This window comes from Fumia xinanensis (assembly GCF_014384905.1).
GTDB classification, from domain to species: Bacteria; Bacillota; Clostridia; order Oscillospirales; family Ruminococcaceae; genus Fumia; species Fumia xinanensis.
Genome location: NZ_JACRSV010000001.1, coordinates 704,831 through 730,548 on the forward strand (window position 1 = coordinate 704,831; position 25,718 = coordinate 730,548).

The 25,718-nt window shown below is 52.2% G+C and carries 24 protein-coding genes and 1 other RNA gene; 15 read left to right on the forward strand and 10 right to left on the reverse strand.

What is annotated here, in order from left to right; all coding sequences use genetic code 11:
- Positions 1 to 32: 32 nt before the first annotated feature.
- The 4 genes from H8710_RS03315 to H8710_RS03330 all read left to right on the forward strand — a co-directional run bounded on the left by H8710_RS03315 (position 33) and on the right by H8710_RS03330 (position 5,042).
- A complete protein-coding gene (locus tag H8710_RS03315) occupies positions 33 to 689 on the forward strand; it encodes an HAD family hydrolase (RefSeq protein ID WP_249293982.1) in 657 nt (218 codons plus the stop codon).
- Between the two features lie 157 nt (positions 690 to 846).
- Positions 847 to 1,284 (forward strand): MarR family winged helix-turn-helix transcriptional regulator, encoded by a 438-nt coding sequence (locus H8710_RS03320; RefSeq protein WP_249293983.1) that lies wholly within the window; start codon positions 847 to 849, stop codon positions 1,282 to 1,284.
- Positions 1,285 to 1,378: 94 nt separating this feature from the next.
- Positions 1,379 to 3,133, forward strand: coding sequence for an ABC transporter ATP-binding protein (locus tag H8710_RS03325; protein ID WP_249293984.1), 1,755 nt, complete (start codon positions 1,379 to 1,381; stop codon positions 3,131 to 3,133).
- A complete protein-coding gene (locus H8710_RS03330; RefSeq protein WP_249293985.1) occupies positions 3,123 to 5,042 on the forward strand; it encodes an ABC transporter ATP-binding protein in 1,920 nt (639 codons plus the stop codon). Before H8710_RS03325 ends, H8710_RS03330 begins: the two co-directional genes overlap by 11 nt.
- A 45-nt stretch (positions 5,043 to 5,087) precedes the next feature.
- Here H8710_RS03330 and H8710_RS03335 read toward each other — a convergent pair whose 3' ends face one another.
- The 8 genes from H8710_RS03335 to polA are packed head-to-tail and all read right to left on the reverse strand — an operon-like array spanning position 5,088 to position 14,456.
- The gene (locus tag H8710_RS03335; RefSeq protein ID WP_249293986.1) at positions 5,088 to 5,429 is read right to left on the reverse strand and encodes a ComEA family DNA-binding protein; all 342 of its coding nucleotides are present in this window, start codon (positions 5,427 to 5,429) and stop codon (positions 5,088 to 5,090) included.
- Between the two features lie 18 nt (positions 5,430 to 5,447).
- A complete protein-coding gene (locus H8710_RS03340) occupies positions 5,448 to 8,405 on the reverse strand; it encodes an AAA family ATPase (protein ID WP_249293987.1) in 2,958 nt (985 codons plus the stop codon).
- Positions 8,402 to 9,547 carry an exonuclease SbcCD subunit D C-terminal domain-containing protein gene (locus H8710_RS03345; protein ID WP_249293988.1) on the reverse strand — a complete coding sequence of 382 codons (1,146 nt, stop codon included), beginning with the start codon at positions 9,545 to 9,547 and terminating at the stop codon, positions 8,402 to 8,404. The genes H8710_RS03340 and H8710_RS03345 overlap by 4 nt, the downstream gene beginning before the upstream one ends.
- Positions 9,548 to 9,595: 48 nt before the next feature.
- Complete coding sequence (gene tsaD, locus H8710_RS03350; RefSeq protein ID WP_249294704.1) at positions 9,596 to 10,621, reverse strand: tRNA (adenosine(37)-N6)-threonylcarbamoyltransferase complex transferase subunit TsaD; 1,026 nt, start codon at positions 10,619 to 10,621, stop codon at positions 9,596 to 9,598.
- Positions 10,621 to 11,067 carry a ribosomal protein S18-alanine N-acetyltransferase gene (gene rimI, locus H8710_RS03355; RefSeq protein ID WP_249293989.1) on the reverse strand — a complete coding sequence of 149 codons (447 nt, stop codon included), beginning with the start codon at positions 11,065 to 11,067 and terminating at the stop codon, positions 10,621 to 10,623. Before rimI ends, tsaD begins: the two co-directional genes overlap by 1 nt.
- Positions 11,064 to 11,669 carry a GNAT family N-acetyltransferase gene (locus tag H8710_RS03360; protein WP_249293990.1) on the reverse strand — a complete coding sequence of 202 codons (606 nt, stop codon included), beginning with the start codon at positions 11,667 to 11,669 and terminating at the stop codon, positions 11,064 to 11,066. Before H8710_RS03360 ends, rimI begins: the two co-directional genes overlap by 4 nt.
- A gap of 19 nt (positions 11,670 to 11,688) precedes the next feature.
- Positions 11,689 to 11,883: a hypothetical protein gene (locus H8710_RS03365; RefSeq protein WP_249293991.1), complete on the reverse strand. Its 195-nt coding sequence runs from the start codon at positions 11,881 to 11,883 to the stop codon at positions 11,689 to 11,691.
- A gap of 5 nt (positions 11,884 to 11,888) precedes the next feature.
- The gene (polA, locus tag H8710_RS03370; protein ID WP_249293992.1) at positions 11,889 to 14,456 is read right to left on the reverse strand and encodes a DNA polymerase I; all 2,568 of its coding nucleotides are present in this window, start codon (positions 14,454 to 14,456) and stop codon (positions 11,889 to 11,891) included.
- A gap of 571 nt (positions 14,457 to 15,027) precedes the next feature.
- On the opposite strand from polA, the gene dusB reads away from it, so the two are divergent.
- Positions 15,028 to 16,008 carry a tRNA dihydrouridine synthase DusB gene (gene dusB, locus H8710_RS03375; RefSeq protein WP_249293993.1) on the forward strand — a complete coding sequence of 327 codons (981 nt, stop codon included), beginning with the start codon at positions 15,028 to 15,030 and terminating at the stop codon, positions 16,006 to 16,008.
- A 117-nt stretch (positions 16,009 to 16,125) separates the two neighbouring features.
- The gene (locus H8710_RS03380) at positions 16,126 to 17,766 is read left to right on the forward strand and encodes a hypothetical protein (RefSeq protein ID WP_249293994.1); all 1,641 of its coding nucleotides are present in this window, start codon (positions 16,126 to 16,128) and stop codon (positions 17,764 to 17,766) included.
- Positions 17,767 to 17,861: 95 nt separating this feature from the next.
- Here H8710_RS03380 and H8710_RS03385 read toward each other — a convergent pair whose 3' ends face one another.
- Both H8710_RS03385 and H8710_RS03390 read right to left on the reverse strand, forming a co-directional pair.
- Positions 17,862 to 18,269, reverse strand: a complete 408-nt coding sequence (locus H8710_RS03385; RefSeq protein WP_249293995.1) for a DUF4234 domain-containing protein — start codon at positions 18,267 to 18,269, stop codon at positions 17,862 to 17,864.
- 27 nt (positions 18,270 to 18,296) lie between these two features.
- Positions 18,297 to 18,722, reverse strand: coding sequence for a DUF2752 domain-containing protein (locus tag H8710_RS03390; RefSeq protein WP_249293996.1), 426 nt, complete (start codon positions 18,720 to 18,722; stop codon positions 18,297 to 18,299).
- 148 nt (positions 18,723 to 18,870) lie between these two features.
- Here H8710_RS03390 and rnpB point away from each other — a divergent pair.
- From rnpB to H8710_RS03435, 9 genes are all read left to right on the forward strand, one after another.
- An RNA gene (rnpB, locus tag H8710_RS03395) (RNase P RNA component class A) lies at positions 18,871 to 19,203 on the forward strand.
- Between the two features lie 314 nt (positions 19,204 to 19,517).
- On the forward strand, positions 19,518 to 19,946 hold the full coding sequence (locus H8710_RS03400; protein ID WP_249293997.1) for an NfeD family protein: 429 nt from the start codon (positions 19,518 to 19,520) through the stop codon (positions 19,944 to 19,946).
- A gap of 47 nt (positions 19,947 to 19,993) precedes the next feature.
- Positions 19,994 to 20,923 (forward strand): SPFH domain-containing protein, encoded by a 930-nt coding sequence (locus H8710_RS03405; RefSeq protein ID WP_249293998.1) that lies wholly within the window; start codon positions 19,994 to 19,996, stop codon positions 20,921 to 20,923.
- 353 nt (positions 20,924 to 21,276) lie between these two features.
- Positions 21,277 to 21,450, forward strand: a complete 174-nt coding sequence (locus tag H8710_RS03410; protein ID WP_249293999.1) for a hypothetical protein — start codon at positions 21,277 to 21,279, stop codon at positions 21,448 to 21,450.
- Entirely contained in the window at positions 21,407 to 22,303 is an 897-nt protein-coding gene (locus H8710_RS03415) for an AraC family transcriptional regulator (protein WP_249294000.1), read from the forward strand. The genes H8710_RS03410 and H8710_RS03415 overlap by 44 nt, the downstream gene beginning before the upstream one ends.
- A 162-nt stretch (positions 22,304 to 22,465) precedes the next feature.
- A complete protein-coding gene (locus H8710_RS03420; RefSeq protein WP_249294001.1) occupies positions 22,466 to 22,690 on the forward strand; it encodes an AbrB/MazE/SpoVT family DNA-binding domain-containing protein in 225 nt (74 codons plus the stop codon).
- On the forward strand, positions 22,690 to 23,535 hold the full coding sequence (locus H8710_RS03425) for an ABC transporter ATP-binding protein (RefSeq protein WP_249294002.1): 846 nt from the start codon (positions 22,690 to 22,692) through the stop codon (positions 23,533 to 23,535). The genes H8710_RS03420 and H8710_RS03425 overlap by 1 nt, the downstream gene beginning before the upstream one ends.
- Complete coding sequence (locus H8710_RS03430) at positions 23,532 to 24,179, forward strand: ABC-2 transporter permease (protein ID WP_249294003.1); 648 nt, start codon at positions 23,532 to 23,534, stop codon at positions 24,177 to 24,179. Before H8710_RS03425 ends, H8710_RS03430 begins: the two co-directional genes overlap by 4 nt.
- A 269-nt stretch (positions 24,180 to 24,448) precedes the next feature.
- The gene (locus H8710_RS03435; RefSeq protein ID WP_249294004.1) at positions 24,449 to 25,651 is read left to right on the forward strand and encodes a cofactor-independent phosphoglycerate mutase; all 1,203 of its coding nucleotides are present in this window, start codon (positions 24,449 to 24,451) and stop codon (positions 25,649 to 25,651) included.
- Positions 25,652 to 25,718 lie beyond the last annotated feature (67 nt).

Genomic DNA, 25,718 nt, shown 5'->3' on the forward strand with positions numbered 1-25,718 from the left:
CGGCGGCCCCAAAAACCGAAAGGAGAACGCCCATGGACTTTAAAAAACGAAATGTCTTGCTGTTCGATCTGGACGGCACCCTCACCGATCCCAAAGAGGGGATCACCACCTGCGTCCAGGTGGCCCTTGAGCGGTGCGGCGTCATTGTCGAGGATCGGGACGCCCTCTGTCCCTTCATCGGCCCTCCTTTGAAGGAGGCTTTTATGAGGTTTTACGGCTTCGACAGCGAAAAAGCCGACGAAGCGGTAAGAGCTTATCGGGAGCGGTTCGCCACGGTGGGAAAGTTTGAGAATAAGGTATACGATGGGATGGAAGGCTTTTTGCAGAACTTGTGCAGCCACGGCAAGCGGCTGATGGTGGCCACCTCCAAGCCGGAAATCTTCGCCAAGGAGATTCTCGAGCACTTCGGCCTCGCCCGGTATTTTTCCTTCATCGGAGGGGCGCTGCTGGACGACAGCCGGGTCCTCAAGGAGGACGTTGTCGCCTACGTACTCCAGGAAAACGGGGTTTTGCCTCAAGAAGCGGTAATGATCGGCGACCGGGAGCACGACGTAATGGGCGCCCACAAAAATGACGTACCCTGTATTGGCGTGCTGTACGGCTACGGTGGCAGGGAAGAGCTGCTCCATGCCGGGGCAGAGGCTGTCGCGGATACGCTGGATGAACTGGCAGACCTTTTGATAGAATAATTTTTTAAAAGATGAAGAAACCGGCGTTTCGAACAGAAGCATCGGTTTTTTGTTTGCAAAGTTTCACAAATTCCCCCATTGACAATAAAAAATATTGTTGTTATAATGTTGCATATCGGACAGTTTGATGGCGGACATTTTATTAATAGGAGGAAATATGCAGAACGGTAATATTGGCATCGAGCTTCGTTATCTCAACAACCTGATTCGCCGGTATGTGGACAACAAGCTCCATAAAAAGTATATTGACAGCGTCACCGGCACCAACGGCTGGATCATCGGGTACATCGCCGACCATGGCGACGTCTATCAGAAGGATTTGGAGACGGAATTTGGGATTACCCGTTCCACTGCGTCCAAGGTGGTCAGTTTGATGGTGCAGAAGGGGCTTATCGAGCACCGCAGCGTCCCCCAAGACGCACGGCTCAAAAAGCTGGTGCTCACTGACAAGGCGCTGGAGCTTTCAAAGCTGATGAACCAGGATCATGAAGCGGTGGAAACCACTCTTAAAAAGGGGTTTACTGAAGAGGAGCTTTCAAACCTTCACTCCTATATCGAGAGAATGAAACAGAATATTCTGGAGCAAACCGGCTGAACCATCGACCGGTTATTTGCCGAAGCTATTGTTTGACATTCAACTTAGTTTCCAATGGAAACAGTCCTATCAAGAAACAATTATGGAGGTACCCATGGTAAAAAAATTACTGAAAAGTGTGCGAGAATATAAAAAGGATTCGATTCTCGCCCCGGTATACGTGACAGGGGAGGTCATTTTAGAGGTCATCATCCCTCTTTTGATGGCCAATCTCATCGATTACGGCATTGACGGCGGCAACATGAGCTATGTGGTTAAAATGGGACTCATTCTGCTCCTTTCATCGCTGATTTCCCTGTTTTTTGGAGTGGTCGCCGGGCGGAAGGCGGCGGTGGCCTCCACCGGCTTTGCCAAAAACCTGCGGAAAGACATGTACTACAATGTACAGAACTTTTCTTTTTCGAACATCGACAAATTTTCCACCGCCAGCATCGTCACCAGACTTACTACCGACGTAACAAACGTCCAGATGGCCTATCAGATGATCATCCGAATGGTAGTGCGTGCGCCGGCCATGCTCATCTTTTCGCTGATTATGTCCTTCCGCATCGACGCGCAGCTATCACTCATATTTGTCGTCTGTATCCCAGTTTTGGCAGCGGGTCTGCTGCTCATCATCAAAAAAGCACATCCATTGTTCAGCCGGGTGTTCAAAACTTACGATAAATTGAACAACGTGGTGCAGGAAAACCTGCGGGGCATCCGAGTGGTCAAATCCTTTGTCCGGGAAGACTACGAAAAAGAGAAATTCGGCGCGATTTCCGACCGGATTTATAAGGTTTTCTCCAAGGCCGAGAAAACCATTTCCTTTAACATGCCGCTGATGCAGTTTTGCATGTATGCTGTGATGCTGCTCATTTCCTGGTTTGGCGCCAGGGCGGTAGTTGCCTGCGGGGGAGACCCTCTGTTGGGCCTCAGTACCGGCGAGCTGATGAGCTTGTTTACATACGCCATGCAGATTCTTTCCAGCTTGATGGTGGTTTCAATGGTGTTTGTTATGCTTACTATGTCTCGAGCTTCCGGTGAGCGAATTGTGGAAATCCTGGACGAAAAAAGTGATCTTCATAATCCGGAACATCCGGTACACGATGTCAAAACAGGCGACATCTGTTTTGAGAACGTCACCTTCAGCTACGGCAGAAAGTCGGCAAAGCCGGTGCTTTCCGACGTAAACCTCCACATTCGTTCCGGCCAGACGGTGGGTATTTTAGGAGGTACCGGTTCGTCCAAGTCAAGCCTTGTCCAGCTTATTCCCCGGCTTTACGATGTTACCGAAGGTAAAGTCACCGTCGGCGGAATCGATGTGCGGGATTACGACATCGAAAGCCTTCGGGAAGAGGTGGCTATGGTTTTGCAAAAAAACGTTCTATTTTCCGGCACAATCAAAGAGAATCTTCGATGGGGCAACGAGCAGGCTACCGATGAAGAACTGGTTCATGCCTGCAAGCTGTCCCAAGCCGACGATTTTATTCGAAGCTTTCCCGACAGTTACGACAGCTATATCGAACAGGGGGGTACCAACGTGTCCGGCGGACAGAAGCAGCGGCTCTGTATCGCCCGAGCGCTCCTCAAGAAACCCAAAATCCTCATTCTGGACGATTCCACCAGCGCCGTCGACACTAAGACCGACGCTCTGATCCGCAAGGCTTTCAAAGAAGAAATCCCCGAGACTACCAAGATCATCATCGCCCAGAGGGTCTCCTCGGTACAGGACGCCGATCAAATCATCGTCATGGACGATGGAAAAATCGCGGCTCTGGGCACCCACGATGAGCTGATGGAGAAAAGTTCAATTTACCAGGAAGTTTACCAGTCTCAGATGAAAGGAGGAAGCGAAAATGAACAATAGACCCAAACCTCCAATGGGTATGAAGCCCAAACAGAAAATGGACAAAAAAACAGTAAAACGGCTTCTTTCCTATTTTGGAACCTATAAACTGCAGTTTACTTTTGTTCTCATTTGCATCGTCATCAGTGCTGTGGCAGGTGTACTGTCCTCTCTGTTCTTGCAGACTCTCATCGACGATTACATCGAACCTTTACTGATTGCGGCAGCGCCAAACTTTTCCGGGCTTTTGCGTATGATTCTCGTCATGGCAGGCATCTATCTTATCGGCGTGCTGGCCACCCTGTTCTACAACCGAGTCATGGTGGTCATCGCACAGGGAATGCTCAAGAAAATTAGAGACGATATGTTTTCCCACATGCAGACCCTGCCCATCCGATATTTTGACACCCATACCCACGGCGATGTTATGAGCCATTACACAAACGACACCGACACCCTGCGGCAGATGCTCACCCAGAGCATCCCTCAGACTTTTTCCTCCCTTATTACCATCGTGGCGGTGTTCTTCGCCATGCTGTCCTTAAGTATATGGCTCACTATCTTTGTGATTGTGCTGGCGTTTATCATGCTGAAAGTCATCGGCAAGGTGGCAGGGCAGAGCGGCAGGTACTTTGTCAAGCAGCAGGAGTCCTTGGGCGACGTAAACGGCTACATTGAGGAAATGATAAACGGCCAGAAGGTGGTCAAGGTTTTCTGTCACGAGGAAAAAGCAAAGGAAGAGTTCGACCGGAAAAACGAAAACCTTTTCCACAACGCCTCTGAAGCCAATAAATTTGCAAACGTCTTAGGCCCAATCGTCAACAACCTGGGCTACGTACTCTATGTGCTGCTGGCGGTGGCGGGCGGCGCATTGGCGCTGCTGGGGGTGACGAACCTGAGCCTTTCTGGTATCAACGTTTTGAGCCTCGGTATGATCGCATCGTTTTTGCAGCTTTCCAGAAGCTTCATCAACCCCATCAGCCAGATTTCCCAGCAGTTCTCCGCCATGATTATGGCGCTTGCCGGCGCCCAGCGGATTTTTGACCTCATCGACGAGGAGCCGGAACAGGACGAAGGTTACGTCACGTTGGTCAACGCCAAATACGAGGGTCAAACCCTCACCGAAACCACCGAACGCACCGGCCTTTGGGCCTGGAAGCACCCCCATGCCGACGGCACCGTCACCTACTCGGAGCTCAAAGGGGAAGTACGGTTTTTTGATGTGGATTTTGGGTACGAGGAAAACAAAATCGTTCTCCATAATATTACGCTGTATGCCGAACCGGGGCAGAAGGTGGCCTTTGTAGGCGCCACCGGAGCGGGCAAGACTACGATCACAAACCTCATCAACCGGTTTTACGACATCGCCGACGGAAAGATCCGCTACGACGGCATCAACATCAACAAGATTCGGAAAACCGACCTGCGCCGATCGCTGGGCGTCGTGTTGCAGGATGTGAACCTTTTCACAGGTACTGTCATGGAAAACCTACGTTACGGGCGGCTTGATGCATCCGACGAGGAGTGTATCGCCGCGGCTAAACTCGCCAACGCCGATAGCTTTATCCGGATTTTGCCCGACGAGTACGACACCATGCTTTCCGGTGACGGAAGCGGCCTTTCTCAGGGCCAGCGGCAGCTTCTTTCCATTGCCCGGGCGGCAGTGGCCGACCCGCCGGTGATGATTCTCGACGAGGCTACTTCTTCCATCGACACCCGTACGGAGGCCATTGTCCAGCGAGGCATGGACGCTTTGATGCACGGCAGGACAGTCTTTGTCATTGCCCACCGACTCTCTACCGTGCAGAATTCCGACGTCATTATGGTTCTGGAGTTAGGCCGGATTATCGAGCGGGGGGATCATCAAAAGCTAATCGCTGAGAAAGGAAAATATTATCAGCTTTACACCGGGGCATTCGAATTGGAATAACCCATCAAAAAACAGGACTGTGAAATACACAGTCCTGTTTTTGTGTCAAAGGGTCAGATATGGAGCGATCCGTTCGTAGATTTTGTCGCCAATTCCCTTGATACCTTTTAAGTCCTCCAGCGATTGAAATTTACCCTTGGCTTCCCGGTAATCCAGGATGCGCTGCGCCGTTTTCTCACCGATCTGGGGCAGGCGCATCAAATCGTCTTTTGTGGCTGTGTTCAAAGAAATAGTCTCCTGCAAAACAGAAGATTCCTGTACATCCGAAACAGAGAGAATCCGTTTACCGGTGATGGCTGGAGAATTCCCTGTCAGGTATCCCAACATGAATCCCGCCAGCACAAGGCCAACACCGATTAAAACCAGCTTCCATTTTTGAACGGTCACGGTGATTCCTCCTTTCGGTCAGCAGACGGTTTTGACGGTACTCCCTTTTGGGGAGGCGGTGATTTCAATACGGGCTGGAATGAAGTCGGAGAGCGACTGTACATGGGAGATAATTCCGATGAGACGGCCGCTTTCCCGCAGGGAGAGAAGGCTCTCCACGGCGATTTCAAGCGATTCTGCATCAAGGGAACCGAATCCTTCATCAATGAACATGGTGCTTACTTCCACCCCGCCGCTGACCGCTGAAATGACGTCCGCTACTGCCAGGGCAAGGGCCAACGAGGTGAGAAAACTTTCGCCGCCGGAGAGGGTATTGGTTCCCCGGTATTTGCCAGTATACACATCCAGCACTTCCAAATCCAGGCCGGAGGCGCGGCGTCCCTTTTCCTTGCTGTGCTTGCGGCTGACAGAATACCGGCCCGATGAAAGGGCTAAAAGCCGCAGATTGGCGTTTTCAATGATTTGGTCAAAGAACCCGCCCAGCACAAACCGTTCAAAGCTGAGATTTTTCTGGTTCATTCCGGCGGCAAGCTTATATAAGGTGCCGACTGTACGGAACTGCTCGTCGGCTTTTTGCAGGTACGCGAGGTTTTTACTCAGATAGGACAAGGCTGTTTCATCCTGCTGGATGGAGCTTTGTAAGCAAAAAAAGCTGTTTTCCGCATCGGTGAGCTGAATAGACAGCGTTTGCTGCCGCTGCCTCATTTCAGGAAGCGGAAATGGCTTTTTGCCACCCACTTCTGCCGCGAGCTTCTCCGAAAGAATTTGATTGCGCTGCAATGTATCCTCATACTCTCTGACTTCTGCCTCTAAGGCGGGCAGGGAGGGAAGCTCCGCCTTTTCCACCTGATAAAATTCGGCACTTAGGTATCCGGCGGCGGAAAGCTCGTTCAAAAAGGCCTCTGTGGCGGTCCTCAAGTGAACAGTTTCGTCGGCTCTTGCCGCAATCAGGGTTTCCATTTGTTTTTCCAGCCGGTCCTTTTGCAGGGCGGATTCCTGATAATCCTGTTGCGCCCTGAGTGCCTCTTCATTGATGGAAGTGATTTGCTTTTGGATAGCGTTCCGCTGTTTTGTGAGATCGCCCTCGGAGCCTTCAGGGATTTTTGCGCTAAGTTCCTGGAGGGCGGCCTCCAAGGCCTCCTGTTTTGCATGATAGACGGCCTGTCTGCTCTGGATGTCCGACTGTTTGGCGGCCAGATGATCCGTCGACAGGCAGTTAGTGTTTTGCAGGGCGCTTTCCGCTCCCAGTAAGCACAATTCTTCCTCGATGGAGACAATTTGTTTGCGGAGCAAAGCTTCCTCTTCCCGGGCAGCGTTTTGCTCTCTTTCGATGAGGGACAGCAAATCATCCCTGTGGATATTCCAGTCCCCTTGATCTGCGATACAGCTGAGGGCACGGGTGCATTCCACCGTCTGCTCCTGGGCGTCTTCCCGCACGGACATCATGGTTTGGTGACTCTCGCTCATCTCTTCTTTTGAGGGAAGGCCCTCCAAAGACGCGGGAGCAGGATGTTCCCGGGAGCCGCAGACAGGACAGGGTTCACCCGGACGAAGGCTTTTTGCCAATTCCCCCGCTTGGCGGGAGGCGTACCGGTTTAGGATATCCACATACTGGGCGCTGGCTCGGTCAGCGGCCTCCAAGGCCTGCTTATAAGCACTGACGATTTCTGGCAGGACAGAAAGTTTCTGCTGTTTTTCCCTGAGAATGTCTGTTTGAGTCCAGAGAGATGCTCGTTGTGTCAGCAGATGAAGGATTTCCCACTGTTTTGCCAGAGCTTTCGACTGTAGAAGGCACTGTGCCAGCGCTTTCTCCTTTTCCCTGCATTCAGAGAGCAGCTGGATGGCATTGTCAAGATTGGCGATTTGAGAGGACAGGGTGGGAAGTCCTTCCTGTTTTCGCTGGGATTGTGCCAGTAGGGAAGACGCTTCCCCAAATATTTTACGGGCCTTGGGCAGAGCACCCTCCACATCATGTAGGAGGACAGTCGTTTCATCGAGACGCTTTTTTGCGTCCATCATCTGCCGTTCCAGCACCGAAAGGGTCTGCACCTGCCGGAGCCTCCCGGCCCGTTCCTTTTTTCGTTCATAGCCGGGGCGTTGACACTCCAGTTCCAGCAAGGTGCCCCGCACCTGCTCCAGTTCCGCCAATTTCCGGTTGACGGATTCCGCCTCCTTCAAGTCGATGGAGGCGAGTTCGTTTCTCAACTTATTCAACCGTGCCTTGTGTTCTTCCGCTTCTTTCTGCCGCAAGTCGAGGCTTCTCTTCAATTTTTTCGTCAAAAGGGGAAGATCGACAGTGTCGGCCTCCAGCATCGAACGAATTTCCCCGTCCTCGGTAGCCAGAGTCTGCAAAACGCCTTCATTTGCGGCGGAAAGCTCCCGGCACCGGCGTTCCAGCGCCTTGGACTGTTCGCCCAGAGTTTCTGTGAAGCGGGCGTACCGCTCGGTGGAAAAGATGCGGCGGAAAATCTCCTGCCTCGTCTTGGAATCGGCGTCGAGAAAGCTCCGAAATTCCCCTTGAGGAAGCAAAACGATTTTCCGAAACTGATCCTTAGTCAGGCCGAGAATTTCAATCACTTTTTGGTCTACTTCGCTTTTGCCGCTGACGATTTCGCCGTCCGGCAGCGTCAAGGCAGCGGAGGACGAGACAACTCTTGGCTCCCCGTTTCGTTTGAGCACGGTCTGCTGGGGGGCGCGGCGGATGGTGTAACGCTCGTTTTGGGAGAGAAAGCAAAGCTCTGTCCAGCAGGTTTCGCTCAAAGGGGCAAAGTCGCTTTTCAGGCTGTCGCTTTGCCGGACGCTGCCACTGGGCTCGCCATACAGGGCAAAGGAAATGGCGTCGAACACGGTGGTTTTTCCCGCTCCCGTCTTTCCGGTAATGAGAAAAATGCCGTCGTCTGAAAGAGTCGAAAAGTCGATGGTTTGTGTTCCCTGAAAGGGGCCGAAGGCATGGAGGGTCAAAGTGATGGGCTTCATTTGACGCCTCCTTTCTCCGTGGGGGCAGTTTCCCCGGTTATATTCTCGATGGCGGCAAGCAGTTTTGCCGAAATTTCCTCGCTGTTTACATGCTCATAGAAGTCCCGAAAGAGCTCTGGCAGGGATTTTTCCCTGTTTTCCCGGGCAGTGAGGGTGCCGACACGCTCCTCGTTTTTCCGGTCGTAGGAAAGCCCCATCAGGTTCGGGTACTTTTCCCGCATCCGGGCGGCGGCGTTCAGGATGAGCTCTTTGTCCTCCAACACCGCGAAAACGTAGTCGCTGTCCGGCTCCTCCCGAGCCATGAGGCGGTCGAACTGCCCCTTTAAGATTTTCAGGTCGTGAAGGATAGAAATTTTGCGCTCTCCGATGGATAGTACCCCTTTTTGCCCTAGCTCCACCAATGTTACCGAAGGGGACAGATTGTGTTCATTGGGGGAGTATTTGAGGATAGAGCCGCTGTACCGCATGTTGGAAGCAATATTTTGTTTTCGATGGATGTGCCCTGCGGCGATATAGTCGAAATCCCGGTACTGCCTCAGGTCCACAAGATCCGCACCGCCGACGCTTTCTTCCGCCGCCGAAACACCGTCCTGCTTGACGCGGCAGAAGGTGCCGTGGCAAATAAGGACGTTCCGCTCGGAGAAATCAGCGACATTTACAATGGGGGAAGCCGCCTTGTCAAAGGCTTCCTGATAGGTCTTGGACGCCGGGTCGGGGAAGAGGCTGTTGGCGGCGGCCGGGTCGACGAAGGGGAGCAGGTAAAAATGGACCGGCCCCAGTTGATCCATAAGCGTCACCTTTCGGGGAAAGGCAGACAGCCGCCCGGCGATGTGCAGCCCCGCGGAGGAAAGCAGCTCGCTTCCGAAGGAGAGCCGCTCTCTGGAGTCGTGGTTCCCGGCTGTCATAAGGACGGGGACCTTCAAATCCAGAATAGCTTTGGACAGAAACCGGTTCAGAACCCCTACCGCCTCGCCGGAAGGAACGGGACGGTCGTAGACATCCCCAGCGATGATGAGGGCATCGGGCCGTTCCTCCCGCATCAGGGCGAGAAGCCCGTCCAGAAAATATTCTTGATCGTTTAAAAGGGAAAAGCCGCCCAGCATCTTTCCGATATGCCAGTCGGCTGTGTGGATGATTTTCACGGGGCACCGTCCTTTCAAGGGGAAGCTGATACCGGTATTTGCCACACGCTACATCTTTTCGATATCCTTTGTGGCTACGGCGTTGAGGGATAAGTCGGCCAGGTTGCCGCTTTTGTATTCGTAAAAGCCCTGCGCCCCCACCATAGCGGCGTTGTCGCCGCAGAGGTCCAGGGTGGGAACGTAAAAGTCAAAATTCCGCTTCTTACATTCCGTTTTCAGCCGTTCCCGCAGCCCCAAATTGGCGGAAACACCGCCCGCAAGGACGATTTTTTTATAACCCAGCTCTTTAGCCGCCCCCATGAGTTTTTCAGCGATCATGTCGCAGACGGTTTTCTGGAAGGAAGCTGCCATGTCGTTTGTATCCACCTCCACGCCCTTTTGTTTGGCGTTGTGAAAGGTATTGATGACAGCGGTTTTAAGGCCGGAGAAGCTGAAGTCATAGACGCTGCCGTCCACCTTGGGATGGGGAAGCTTATAGGCGTCCGGATTCCCCAGTTTCGCCGCTTTGTCGATGTAAACGCCGCCGGGGTAGGGGAAGCCCATGGCTCGGGCGGCCTTGTCAAAGGCCTCTCCGGCCGCGTCGTCCCGGGTGCGGCCGATGACCCGAAACGTCACATGATCCAAGACCTCGATGATATGGCTGTGGCCGCCGGAGGCCACCATACAGAGGAAGGGAGGCGTGAGTTCAGGGTGGGTGATGTAGTTCGCGGCGATGTGAGAACGGATGTGGTGCACCGGAATCAGCGGCAGCCCCGTCGCCATACTGAGCCCCTTGGCGTAATTGACGCCAACGAGAAGAGCGCCGATGAGGCCGGGGGCGTATGTAACGGCAATGGCGGTCAAATCGTCGAGAGTAAGCCCCGCCTCTTTCAGCGCGCCGTCCACCACCCAGCAGATGTTCTCGCAGTGGCGGCGGGAGGCGATTTCCGGCACCACACCGCCGTATTTTTTGTGTTCCTCCACCTGGGAGGAGATGATGTTCGACAGAACGGTTTTTCCGTTTTGGACGACGGCGGCTGCCGTTTCGTCACAGGAGCTTTCGATGGCCAGAATGTTGACGTTTTCGGGATGCATCAAAGGGATTCCTCCAGTATTTTTTCCATAATGACGCCGGTTTCCGGCGGATTTTGATAAAAGTTTTTCCGCTCTCCCAGTGTGACGAACCCCAGGGATTCATAGAGCCTTCGGGCGGGGAGATTGGACTCACGCACTTCCAGCATCAGCCGGGTTAGGCCGTGTTCCCCGCAGAAAGCGAACAGGGCCCTCAACAGAGAGACACCCGCCTGTCTCCGCCGGAAATTCGGGGACACGGCGATGCGGTTTAGGTTCAGTTCCTCAAATAAATAGGTAGAATTCAAATAGCCGCAGAGAACGCCGTTATCTTCCGCAACCAGCATGCAGGAGCATTCCTCCTGCAAAGTATCGCGGATGCTCTTGCGGCTCCAGGGGTCTGGAAAGCACTCCTGCTCCAGTAAAAAGACGGCTTCCACGTCGGATTCAAGCATCGGGCGGATGTTCATGGCGTCTCCTCCGGGGAGAAATGGCGTTCATAGAGGGCGGATTCATAGACCCGCTTGAATTTCTGCCGGATTTCATCGGGACAGCGGCCGGTGTATTCGCCATAGGCCCGCTTGATAAAGCAATCGAGGATGGGATGATTGACAAAGGCCCTGCACTCCTCGTCCTCGGCGTAAAAATGAAGATAGGAGTAGGTTTTCATAAACTGTTTTTTGCAAAGCCAGTTTTTTACATCCTCGTTTTCCCGGATCCAGATTTCCAGATGCCCTACCCCCTCATCCCGGAGCAGAGTGAGCGCGTAATCCATCAAATGAGCGGCCACACCCTTTTGCCGGAATTCCGGCAATACCATCAGATTGCGGAGGATGGCGCCTTTTGTGCCGGTGCGGTAGCAAATGACCTTTGTGGACGTGTCCAGCTCCAAGTCCAGGATGCCGATGATGCTTCCCTGGGATACCGCCACCAGTTCAATGGAAGGATTTTCGTAGGTTTGTTTGTGTCGGAGGACGTCGTCGTAATAGGGGGTGTCCAGCAGGGATAAGACCCGGCACCGCACCCAGTTTTGCTCGTCCTCACGGGGGTTGTATTTTCGTATGGTGACCATTCTTGACCGTCCTTCAAATTTAGTTTGCGCAGCCTTTGAAATCGCGCTCTATCAAAAAATCGTAAGCCTTTTCGCATTCCTCTCGGGAAAGGCCGGTTTCTTTTATAAGAAAATCTACCGCTTCGTCCCGGGAGGCATATCCCGACAGAAGTTCTTTGGCTACCCTAAAAGACTCCATGGCGCAGTTAAAATCCGTATCTGATATGGTTTTCACAGCAATTACCCCTTGGCGATGTACCAGTTTTTGCCGTCGTGGATGTCCACTTCCAGCTTGACTGACAGCTTCGCCGCATTTTCCATCTCGTGTTTGACGATTTCCTTTACTTTTTCCGCTTCGTCCTCCGCCGCTTCTACCATCAGTTCGTCGTGTACCTGCAATATGAGCTTGGAGCGGAGGTTTTCCTCTCTGAGTCGGCGGTAGACTTTGATCATCGCTAGCTTGATGATGTCCGCGGCCGTGCCTTGAATGGGCATATTCATGGCGACCCGTTCGGAAAATCCCCGGAGGGCCGGTTTTTTGCTGTTGATGTCGGGGAGGGCGCGGGGCCGGTGGAACATCGTCTCCACATAGCCCAGGGTTTTGGCTTTTTCCACCGATTCCTTCATATAGTTCGCCACACCGTTGTAGGTGCTCAGGTAATCCTCAATATACTGCTTGGCTTCCTTGACGGTCACATGGATGTCCTGGGACAGGGAAAACGCCGAGATTCCGTACACGATGCCGAAATTAATGGCCTTGGAACGGCTTCTGAGCTCCGCCGGCACCTCGTCGAAAGGCACGTGGAACACCTGTGAGGCGGTCATCCGATGGATGTCCGCGCCGTCCTGAAAACCTTTAATCATATGCTCGTCGCCGGAGATGTGGGCGAGAATCCGCAGCTCGATCTGGGAGTAGTCGGCGTCCACCAGGGTAAAACCGTCCTTGGCGACGAAAAACTTCCGCATTTCGGCCCCCAACGGCGTGCGAACCGGGATGTTCTGGACATTGGGGTCCAGTGAGCTGATCCGCCCGGTGCGGGTCTCGGTCTGGTTGAAAGTGGAGTGGACCCGCCGGTCGGGCCGGATACATTTCTTGAGCCCTACCACATAGGTGCTGTAAAGCTTGGAAAGCTGCCGGTACTCGAGAATTTTGTCGATGATTGGGTGTAAAGGTCGAAGACTTTTCAGTACCTCGGCGTCGGTGGAATAACCGGTCTTGGTCTTTTTCTTGGGAGGAAGGCCCAAACGGTTGAACAGAACGTCGGACAAATGCTGTGTGGAATTGATGTTGAAGGGCACTCCTGCCAAATCGATGATGTCGATTTTCAACTGTTCGATCTGCGCGCTCAAGTCCTCCCCAAACTCGGTGAGGCTCCGCTCGTCGATCATGAAGCCCTCGTGCTCCATGGAAGCCAGCACCTCGCAAAGGGGAAGCTCGATTTCTTTGTATAAAAAGTCCATCTGCCGCTCCGAGATGATGGCAGTGACAGCCCGGTTTAGTTGAATGAGGCAGGCAGCGTCCCAGTCCTCTTCCGGGAGAGAGCAGCCGAAATGGGGCAGGTAGTTCTGCCTCATGTCCGAGAGGGAATAGGCCTTGTCGGCATTGCTCAGAAGATAGGCCGCCAATTTCAGGTCGGACTGGAGATTTTTAAGCGAAGTGCCCCGGTCCAAAGCCAAATGGTAGACCGGTTTGGCGTCAAACGTCACCTTGGGAAGCCCGCTTTCGACCAAAACGCGGAACACTTCCTCCAGATTTTCGGTAAAACGGACGACAGTGTGTTCTTCGATCTGTATGTCGATTTGGACGAGGGTTTCCCCGTCCGCTTTGACGAGGAAACAGATTTCCGTGAGGTTTTTCAGGGTTTCCCTAATGTCGGGATTCTCCGTCAGCGTGTAAGTCACGCTGGGGGTGGTTGATGGGGTGGCAGACTCGTCCGCCGCCGGAAGCTCGTCCAAATGAAAGGCCTTTAGTACCGAGGTGAGGCCGTATTTTGTGAGGAACGCCGCCAGGGCGGGGGCGTCGGGCCCTTTTCCCGTCAAATCTTTGGGGTCGAAGGGCAGGGGGACGTCGCAGGTAATTTCTCCCAGCTTGCGGCTTAAAATAGCCTCCTCACGATGTTCTTCAATGAGCTTTTTGATTCGAGGTGTGGCGGAGACACTCTCTAGATTGTCGAGAATCTCCTGCAAGCTGTGGTGATTTTGGATCAGCGACAAAGCGGTTTTTTCGCCGATGCCCTTGACGCCGGGAATGTTGTCGGAGCTGTCGCCCATAAGAGATTTCACCTCGATGAGCTGCCTGGGAGAAACGCCATACTGTTCTATGACGGTTTCCGGGGTGTAAAGGATATCCCCTTTATTGGAGGCCAGGTTGATGGAAACGCGCTCGCTTGCCAATTGCAGCGAATCCCGGTCACCAGTGGCGATAATGCAGATGTCTCCTTGGTGAGCATCTGCGTAGGCCGCCAAGGTGCCCAGAATGTCGTCCGCCTCAAAGCCTTCAATGCCGATTACAGTTCCTCCCGCCAAAGTGACGAATTCCTTGCCCAGAGGCATCTGGACGAGAAGCTCGTCCGCCGTGGGGCCGCGGGTGCCCTTATAGTCATCGAACATCTTATGGCGGAAGGTGGGGGCGTGAACGTCGTAGGCAGCGACCACCACGTCCGGCTCAAAAGCGTTTAAAAGTTTCTGGTAGGTTTTCGCGAAGCCCAAAAGGGCGTTAGTCGGGGTGCCGTCAGGAGATGACAGGTGCCGGATGGCAAAAAACGACCGGTTCATCAGCGAGTTATAATCGATGGCGAGAATTTTCATGGAAGAAATTCCTTTCCTGTTTATCGGAGAATCCGTTTTTCGGATTGCTGCAATACCTTGTTTTTTGTGCGGTTGACGGTATTTCACTTTCTGTCTATAATAGGAGAAGTGGGCAAAACCTTATTGCTTATATAAAATTTAGTATACCACATCCGTAAGTTCCGAAGGAATTTGGAGGCGGGTTTACCTACCGCGGTTCTGCACAAGTAGGTTTTCTGTGAAAACCTTCGTTGATTGTGTTTATTATACCATAAATTAGTGGACAAAGTCCACGATAACGGGCATAGCCCGCGCAAAAGGCTCTGCCTTTTGCAAATTTATGATACAATGTTCTCACTTATCCCGTGCCAGCGGGATAAAAGCGCCTTTGAGGCGCTTTGCAAACAGCAAAGCTGTTTTTGTTATGGTGATAATCATCCACAAATCATTTTGCGAGACAAAATGATTGCGCCTGCGGCGCATAGCACACATTGTGTGCTATTTGTGGATATTATACCATATTTGATAGGATTTTACAACGAATCCCCGGTTTTCCGGAAGGAAAACCGGCAGGAAAGGATTTTTTGATAATATGAACACCATAAAAATCGGAAATGTGGAAATCAGAAAAACAGCAGCCCTGGCCCCCATGGCGTCGGTGGCGGACCGGGCCTACCGGGAAATTTGCAAAGAGTGGGGGGCCTGCTACATGGTGGGAGAGCTTGCCTCCGCCAAGGCGCTGACCTTTTCCGACCGAAAGACAGAGGAACTACTTTTCGTGTCAGACGCGGAGCGCCCTATGGCGGTCCAGCTCTTTGGAAATGAGCCGGACGTAATGGCAAAAGGCGCGGAAAAGGCCCTCAAATACCGTCCCGACATCCTCGACCTGAACATGGGCTGCCCGGTACCAAAGGTGGCGGGCAACGGCGCGGGCTCCGCCCTGATGAAGGACCCGCTGCTGGCCTATGAAATCGTCAAAGCAGTGGTCAGCGTTTCAAACGTGCCGGTTACGGTGAAAATCCGTAAAGGCTGGGATGAAAATTCCGTCAACGCCGTCCCTTTTGCGAAGCTCATGGAAAAGGCGGGGGCCGCCGCCATCACCGTCCATGGACGCACCAAAAACCAGATGTACCGTCCCTTTTCAGACAGTACCATCATCAAGGCGGTGAAAGAGGCGGTGTCGGTGCCGGTCATCGGCAACGGGGACATCCTTACCGCTGAGGACGCGGCCCGCATGTATGAGGAAACCGGCTGCGATCTTGTGATGGTGGGACGGGGCAGTTATGGAAACCCCTTTTTGTTCCGCCAAATCAAAACTTATCTGGAAACCGGCGTCATCCCACCTCTGCCGCCGCTGCCTGAGCGGCTGGCGGTGATGAGAAAGCAGGTGGAGCTGGCCGTTCGGTACAAAGGCGAATACATCGGGATGCGGGAGAGCCGGCGAACGGCTTCCTACTACCTCAAAGGGATCGGCGGGGCGGCCAAGCTCCGGGCGGCCTGCGGACAGCTTAAAACTATGGAGGACCTTGATAACATCATTGCAATGGCCCTTTCCCACGGCGAAAGACATTAAGATGGTGTTAATTTCCGCCGGAAAACGTTTACAAGGGCCTTTGAGTATGGTATACTTGCCCCAATATCGTGTAAACTCTCGGTATCTTATTGATACAGAAAGGCTTGGTTTCATAACATGAAGAAAAAATGGCTCGTCTGGGTAATTTTGATCGCCTTGACCGGACTTTACATCTTTTTTGCGTCCCCGAACCTGAATCCCCTTTATGCGGAAGGCGGATTTTTCTGGGCCGCCCTCATTACCGTTTATCTGGGAGCGGGCCTCCTGATGAACTTGGGTATGACCTTCAAGGATCTGTCGGGCAGTTCCATCTCTGTGGACGGCATCAAACAGAAGAAATTCAGCAAAGCCGCCCTCGTCATCATCGGTGTCATATGGGCGCTCTATATCCTCGCCAATATCATTTCGGCCCCGCTTTTCAACTATAAGGCCTACCGTGACCAGATGGATACGCCCATTATGAAGGAGTTCAGCTCCGACGTGCAGATGCTTGACCTAAACCAGGTGCCGGTGGTAGACAGGGATCTTGCCCGAATTCTGGCCGACCGGAAGCTGGGGGAAAAGCCCTCTCTAGGTAGCCAGGTGGTTCTCGGAGAACCCACTATCCAAAACGTAAATGGCGAGCTCATCTGGGCAGTGCCTCTACACCACTCAGGATTCTTCAAATGGCTCGTCAACATGGACGGCGCTGACGGATACATTATCGTATCGGCTACCAATCCTCAGGACGTCCGCTATGTGGACGACCACAAAATCAAAATTCAGCCGGATTCCTACCTGCTTTTTGATTTGGAGCGGAAAGCCCGTTTTTCTGGCGGCCTGTTCACCGGCATGGTGGACTACAGCTTTGAACTGAACGACGAGGGTGAGCCTTACTGGGTGGTCAGCACCTACAAAAACAAATGGCTTTACCGCCTTAAGGAAGCCGACGGGGTCATCCTCGTCAACGCCACCACCGGGAAAAGTGAACGCTATACGTTGGATAACGTGCCCGATTGGGTCGACCGGGTGCAGCCCGAAGAGTTCATCATGAACCAGATCGACAACAAGGGAGAATACGTCAAGGGTGTCTTCAACTTCTCCAATTCCGGAAAATTCCGCACCTCTCCCGGCGACATCATCGTCTACAATGGCGGACGTTGCTACCTGTTCACTGGTGTGACCAGCGTCGGTGTCGACCAGAGCACCATCGGCTTTTACATGGTGGATATGGTGACTAAGGAGGCCTCCATGTACCAGATCAGCGGCGCTACTGAAAACGCCGCCATGGATTCTGCCGAGGGCAAAGTGCAGGATCTGGGTTATCGGTCCACCTTCCCGCTGATTCTAAACGTGGACGGACAGCCCACCTACTTTATGACCCTCAAGGATAACGCAGGGCTCATCAAAAAATATGCCTTTGTGTCGGTCCGCGATTTTATGCTGGTGGGAGTGGGCGACACCATGGACGCCGCCATGAAGGACTATCGCTCCATCATCAAGAGCCAGGGAAGCACCGGAATTGTGGACGAAGTGGGCGAAAAACAGAGCCTCTCCGGCGTAATTGACCGCGTCGCCTCGGAAATGAGCGGGGGAAGCACAGTGTACCTCTTCACACTCCAGGGCGATGAGTCGGGCGCTATCTACCGGGCGGCAGCCGCGCTGAGCAGCGAGCTTGCCCTAACCCGAAGCGGCGACGAAATTTCCCTCCAGTTTGTCCCCGGCGGGGATAAGGTCATCGAAATCACCGGGTTTGACAACACAGCCATACCGAACTAGCCAAAAAGCCCTTCCCAAATATGTGGGAAGGGCTTTTTGACTATAGGAAATTTTAGGCGGTTTGGAGAGTTGTTCCACTGGCTCAGCGAATTTTATTACATCGTCTGGGTTTTCGTCCCGAACATACTGGAATTATAGGCAAACGCCAGATTGTTGAAGTTCTTGATGAAGAGGTACAGTCCGATCCAGGAGAGGATGGAGCAGGTGAGATACCCCAGTAGATGGAACAAAAGATAGGTGACTCCGTTGTCAGAACAGGGGACATGGTTTCGGTCGGAAAGGTCTTTGATTCGTTCACCCTGTTCATAGTACCAAAATAGATCATAAAGCCCGCAGGTAACGAGGGAGAGCAAAACTACGATGCCCGGATCGGTGTTCCGGTTGTCGTTACCCACCATGATGTTCATATCCCGGGTGGTGGTGTACAGAAAATAAAAGAAATAGATGCCGCAGGTGATGATGCTCAGCAAAAAGACAGTGGCGAAATTACGTTGACGAATCATAATGACCTCCTGAAAAGCTGCCTGAAACTACAGGCTTGTAATCCATGTAAAAATTTGGTAGAAAATGCTGTCCCGGTTGTAATCCATGGGCGGTGTATGGGGAAAAAACAAGATCATCCGCAGGATGTAGACACCTAAAAACAGTACGGCGAGGGAAATCCACAAGATGTTGTCAGCTCGTTTATTTTTAAAAATCCCCTGAGGGCGAAAAATGGCCGCAAAAATAAGAGGAACCGCCAAAAACCACAGTGGATGCCAATAAAAGGCGCTTTGAAAATCCAGCCGGAAGGCTGAGAGATACGCTCTCGTCATGCCGCAGCCGGGGCAGGGAAAACCCGTGACGTTCCGGATGGGACAGCCCCACGTGAACACCAAGACGACGAGGGCGGCGGCGATTAGGCCCCAGAACCATTTTTTCCTGTTTTTCATACTGCCCCGCTTTCTTTGTATCATTCAAAACCCTTCCGGGCCGTTCATAAAAAATAACGACGGTTTCGGCGCTGTGACTTCAACTTAGCAACAAAAATCCTATCATGTTTTTGGGCCGCTGTCAACGGCTTTGCGTTGACAAAATGCCTCGTTCCTGTTATGATATATTACATGAGCAAGCTATGTGGCAGCGCGGCACTAGGCCGTGAGGAAAGTCCGAGCATCACAGGGCAGGGTAGCTGCTAACGGCAGCCGAAGGCGACTTTAGGGAAAGTGCAACAGAGAGATACCGCCGGACTTTGTCCGGTAAGGGTGGAAAGGCGAGGTAAGAGCTCACCGGAGCGGGGGAGACCCCGCTGCCATGTAAACCCTATCCGATGCAACACCGACTGGGAGGTTATCGTTGGCCCGGCGCTCCCGACGGGTGGCTGGAGCAAGGCGGCGACGTCTTGTCGAGATAGATTGTCACACACGACAGAACTCGGCTTATCGGCTTGGTCATACCAACAAGAGCAGTCCTCTGGGGCTGCTCTTTCTTTTTCAGGCGCAGTTTATTTACTAAATAGTGCGTTATTTATAAAATCTTTTGGATTTCAGTTGCGTTTTTTCTTGATTTGTGATAAAATAAAAACATCATACCAAAGATGCAAAAATGTCGTAGGTCTATTTATCATCCAGGTTCTTTGGTGCGATAAAATGGGCATATTTGTTTTATATAGACTTTTAGAACCGGTTTTGCATCTTTGCCGTCGGTTCCCTCAACGGTAATTTTGCATCAAAGCCGAAAACGGTTCAATTCCAGAAAGGAATGACAATTTTATGGAAATGATTATATGGGGAATACTGTTTGTCGCCTTTTTGCTGGCGGAAATCCTCACAGTGGCCTATGTTTCCATCTGGTTTGCCATCGCGAGCCTAGTTTCTTTTGTTCTCGCCATGTTTGGGGCGCCGCTGGAAATTCAGTGCATTGTCTTTGTGGCGGTAGCGGCGGTGCTATTTTTCGCCACCCGGCCTCTGGTAAAAAAATATGTCCATGGCAAGACCGTTTCCACCAACGCCGACAGCGTAATTGGCATGGAGGGCGTCGTGCGGATACCTATTGATAACCTTAAATCCCAGGGCCGCGTCTATGTAAACGGCCTGGAATGGGCGGCCAAATCTTTTAATGGTATGCCAATTGAGCGGGATGTAAAAGTCGTTGTCCGCCGCATCGAGGGAGTTAGCCTCATCGTCGAACCGCAAAATTAGTATGTATCACAGGCCCAAAGAGGCCTTCCAGAAAGGATAGAAGTTTTATGGAATGGATTATCGTCTTGGCAATTATCTTAGTGATCCTCATCTTCCTCATCGCCAACCTGAAGGTAGTACCGCAGGCCCATGTTTATGTCATCGAACGGATAGGCGCCTACCACGCCACCTGGGAAACCGGGCTTCACTTCCTCGTCCCCTTTGTAGATCGGGTGGCGAAGAAAGTCTCTTTGAAGGAAAACGTGGTGGATTTTCCGCCCCAGCCCGTCATCACCAAGGACAACGTCACCATGCAGATCGACACGGTGGTATTCTATCTCGTCTCCGACGCAAAGCTCTTTACCTATGGTATCGACCGGCCTATCTCGGCTATTGAAAATTTGACGGCGACGACGCTCCGCAACATCATCGGCGATCTGGATTTAGACCAGACCCTCACTTCCCGGGATGTCATCAACACCCGCATCACCGCGATTCTGGACGAAGCCTCCGACAAATGGGGTATCAAGGTCACCCGCGTCGAGCTGAAAAACATCATGCCGCCCCGGGAAATCCAGGATGCTATGGAAAAACAGATGAAGGCTGAGCGGGAACGCCGGGAATCTATCCTTCAGGCCGAAGGCCGCAAAAAGAGTGAGATTCTCGTGGCGGAAGGTCAGAAGCAGTCCCAAATCCTCAAGGCAGAGGCGGAAAAAGAAGCAGCTATCCTGAGAGCAGAGGCAGAAAAAGAAAAACAGATCAGAGAGGCGGAGGGCCAGTCAGAAGCTATTATGATGGTGCAGAAGGCTCTTGCCGACAGCTTGAAGCTCTTAAACGAGGCGAATCCTTCTGAGCAGGTACTTGCATTGAAGAGCCTGGAGGCCTTCCAGAAAGCTGCAGACGGTCAGGCCACCAAGATCATCATACCCAGCGAAATTCAGTCGCTGGCGGGGCTCGCTACCTCCTTTAAAGAAGTCATGACCGACGCCAAAAAGTGATTTTTCCCGTAAAAGCCTCTCTTTTTGTAAGATAGGCGCGCTATCGATGATAAACTCAGAGAAATCATGACGAAATTCGTCCAGTTGGGCCGGGGTCTGATCGCCGTTCCTGCGAAGGAGCGGCTCGGGGCCAAAGGTGACCGGGAAACCTTTTTCTACCATCCGACGGAGGATGGAGTCTGTGGCCGCGCATACCCCCTGCTTTATAAAAAGGCACTGCAACTATTATAACAAAAAATGAAAAGCCGCAATGTAATTGCGGCTTTTCATTTTGCATGGTGCAGAAGTCCTCCTCATGATACAAGGAATTTTTCCATCCGTTCTGATAGCATGGAAGCAAAGGAAGGCTATCTATGAACCTTTGGAGAAAAGCGATTTGGGCAATCATTTATACATATCTGGTGAATCATGCAGAACTCCTATTTTATTGCAAGGAATTTTCTAGCCTTGCTGATAAAATAGAAGAGGAAAGGGGAGCGGCATATGAACTTTTTAGACAGGATGAATCAGGCGATCGCTTACATTGAGGAGCATCTGGACGACGATGTGGATTATCGGCAGGTGGCGCGACTTGCGTGCTGCAGCATCTGCCAGTTCCGGGAAATTTTTTCCTACCTGACCGGAATTTCCATCTCAGAGTACGTCCGAAAAAGGCGGATGACCCTGGCCGCGCTGGAGCTGCAGTCCGGCGGAGAAAAGGTGATAGACGTTTCTCTCAAGTACGGTTACGCATCGCCGGAGGCCTTTGCCCGAGCGTTTCGGGAGCTGCACGGGATTTCGCCTCGGGAAGCCAGCACCCCCAGCTCCTCCTTCAAAATGGCTTTGCCGGTTTCCTTTCAAATATCTGTCAAAGGAGATACGGAAATGGATTATCGAATCGAGAAAAAAGGCGTCATAAGAGGAGTTGGCGTGACCAAAAATTTTGGAACGGTCACCGCCAATAAGGAAGCGGAGAACTGGACCGAAGTCACCCCGGACATTTACAAGTTTTGGGAGGACTTTCTGGACAGGGGAGCGAACATTGAGATTCGCGACTTCTATCGGCTTTACCGCCCGCCGTTCTGGCAAATGGGCGTCACCCACTCCCTTGCAAACGGCGACACTGTCATTTCCATCGGTGCGGAAGATGCGGGAGGGGAATACCCCGACCTGCAAAAGTTTGAGATGCCCGCCCGGACCTGGGCAGTGTTTCCCGCCAAGGGAGACCTCGACAGCAAGTCCCATCCCATTCAGGAAGTACGGGTAAAGGTCTTTGCCGAATGGCTTCCCTCCAGCGGCTATGAAATCGAAAGCGATTATGAGATCGAAGTCTACGGTCCCGGCGATACCCATTCCGACGGCTACCTCTGCGAACTCTGGATTCCCGTGCACAAGAAGTAAACAGTACGCCAATGATTTGCTCTGACGAGAAATAAACGCCCATCTGCGTAAAAAACCGCGCTCCGCTACGAAAACGGGGTGCGGTTTTTCTTGACTTTTACAAACAAACAGAGTATTATATATTATACAAATCATACTTTTCATACTACAAAGGAGGGCATCATGGAATATCCCAAGGGAAAACACGCCTGGACCGTCAAAATCGGCGAGAAGGGACAATTCGTCATCCCCAAAGAAGCGAGGGATCTGTTTGGCATTCACCCAGGCGATACCATTATCGTCCTTGCCGACGAGGAAAAGGGTATCGCCATTCCCCCTAAATCCACGCTGGAAGGGCTTTTGGGCACCATCTTCGGCGGCGAAATGCCGGAAAGCGGGGAAGAGTGATGAATGTGCTGGAAGTAAAGGGCCTTTGCAAAATTTACCCGGGCTTTCAGCTTAGGGAGGTTTCTTTTTCCCTGCCAGAAGGGCAGATTACCGGCTTTATCGGTCGAAATGGTGCCGGCAAGACCACTGCGTTGAAATCTCTTTTCCATTTTATCCACCCGGACAGCGGCGAAATCCGTTTCTTCGGGGAAGCCTTTCAGGAAAATGAGCTGTCTATCAAACAGAGGGTTGGGTTTATTTCCGGAGGTGTGGACTATTACCCCAAAAAGAAGCTCCGCACCATCACTGCTGTGACAAAATCCTTTTACCGGGATTGGGACGAACAGGACTACCGCCGATATCTCGGCCTGTTTCATCTGGATGAAAGCAAAACCCCATCCCAGCTTTCTGCTGGGATGAAGGTAAAATACGCCCTTGCGCTGGCCCTGTCTCACAACGCAAAGCTCCTTATTCTCGACGAACCCACAAGCGGCCTTGACCCAGTTTCCCGCGACGAGCTGATGGACATATTTATGGAGCTTTGCCGGAAAGGAGTCACTATTCTTTTTTCCACTCATATTACCTCCGACCTTGAGAAATGCGCCGACCGCATCGTTTATATCCATAACGGGCAGATTTTAGCTGAATCCGAATTGCAGACATTTATTTCGAGCTATCAAATACTTACCCTTTCCGCAGAGCAGCTCACCGACGCCCTCCGGCCCCTGCTCCGCGGCCTAAAACCGGCCAAATACGGATATTCCGCCCTGATACGGACGAAAGACGCTATGAAAGCAGGACTCTCCGGTACCGCCGCAGACCTTGAATCCATCATGATCCACATCGAAAAGGAGGGGAGAGCGTGAACAAGCTGTTGAAAAAGGAACTGCTGCTTTCCATGCACCCGACTGCGCTTCTTTTTCTCGCCCTGTCTGCCATGCTGCTGATTCCCAACTACCCTTACTACTTTGTTTTCTTTTACACGGCGCTGGCAGTGTTTTTTACCTGCTTAAACGGAAGGGAAAATCACGATGTTTTCTACACTCTCACTCTTCCCATTGCCAAAAGGGACATTGTGCGTGCTAGAATGGCCTTCGTTATGCTTCTGGAAACTGCCCAGTGCGTTCTCGCTGTTCCCTTTGCCGCCATCCGGCAGATGATGCCCATCCCTGGCAACCAGGTGGGAATGGACGCTAACATCGCTCTGTTTGGTGTAGCGCTAGTTCTCCTGGGGGTGTTCAATCTAGTGTTTTTTACCGCCTATTATCAGGATGTCACCAAAGTGGGAACAGCCTTTTTGTTGGGTACTTTGGTGATGGTATTCCTCATTCTTTTGGCGGAGGCCTCCGTCCACGTCGTTCCCTTTATCCGGAATCGGCTGGACACTCCGGAGCCCTACTTTTTAAGTCAAAAATTTATCTTGCTGGCTGCAGGCATTCTGCTTTACCTGCTGCTTAATTTCATTGCCTGTCGGATAGCGATAAATTCCTTTGAAAAGCAGGACCTTTAGTTAAAATCCCCGCCATAGCATGGCGGGGATTTTCGGTAATGGTGCCAAATATATGTCCTTCAACCCTTTGATTTATGGGTGGCATTCCATTGACAAGTGGAGCGGAATTGTGATAAGATAAACATGGCGTATCTGACAGGACGACCGATGTCCTTGTACTAAAAACACAATGCGCTTTTGCGGAAATTTTTCCGGGCTTCCTTAGTAAAAGGATAGAAATTGTCCGTCCAGGGAGGCCGGAAACCGATTTTAATACAACGAGGTGGCATATGAAATACTTAGTTTTGCTCTGTGACGGCATGGCGGATACTCCCGTGCCGGAGCTCGATGGAAAAACCCCTATGGAGGCGGCGCACAAACCCAATATGGACGCTTTGGCGAGAGAGAGCTTTGTGGGATTGGCCAAAACTGTCCCTGACGGCATGAAACCGGGCAGTGACGTAGCCAATCTTTCCGCCATGGGCTACAATCCCGCCGATTGTTACACCGGCCGTTCCCCATTGGAGGCGGCATCTATCGGCATCGACTTGAAACCTAATGACTATGCCATCCGCTGCAACCTGGTCACATTGAGCGACGCGGAAAATTACGCCGATAAAACCATGGTGGACTACTGCGCTGACGACATCTCCACCGAGGAAGCCGACGAGCTGGTTTGTTTTTTGCAGCAACACCTGCCCGAAGGAATCTCCCTCCACACCGGTGTCAGCTATCGCCACTGCTTGGTTTGGGACAACATGTCCCCCAACATTGGTGAGCTGACTCCGCCCCACGATATTTCAGGACGGAAGGTGACCGAATACCTGCCAGACCCGGATAAAGCTGGGGTATTGCTGGATCTGATGAAAAAAAGCTACGACCTTTTGAAGGATCATCCTGTCAACATAGCCCGCGTTGCCCGGGGGAAACGCCCTGCCAACTCCATGTGGCTTTGGGGGCAGGGAAGAAAGGCGCAGCTGGAGGCGTTTGAAGAGAAAAACGGTGTCAAAGGCGCTGTCATCTCGGCTGTGGACCTAATCAAAGGCATCGGAATCCTCGCCCATATGGACGTCATCGAGGTGGAAGGCTCCACCGGTTACATTGACACTAATTTTGACGGCAAAGCCGCGGCCTGCATCGGGGCTTTTGAGAAAAACGACTTGGTTTACGTCCACGTAGAGGCTCCCGACGAGTGCGGCCACCGGGGCGAGGTGCACAACAAGGTCCGCTCCATCGAAATCATCGACGAAAAAATTTTAGGGCCAGTAAAGGCGGCCCTGGATCAGATGGGCCCACATCGCATTATGATCCTGCCCGACCACCCTACACCTCTCGCCATCAAGACCCATTCCTCCGATCCGGTGCCCTATCTCATCTATAATAGCGAGAAAGTCTGTGACGGCGTAGACGTCTTTACTGAAGCGACGGCCAAGGCCACTGGAAATTATCTCGACAAGGGCTACGAACTGATGAATGAGCTGACCTGTAAATAACTGTCTCATAAACCGGCAATGTGCGTCCAGCTTTGCCGGTTTTGTCAACAGGCCTTTTAATTTAGAC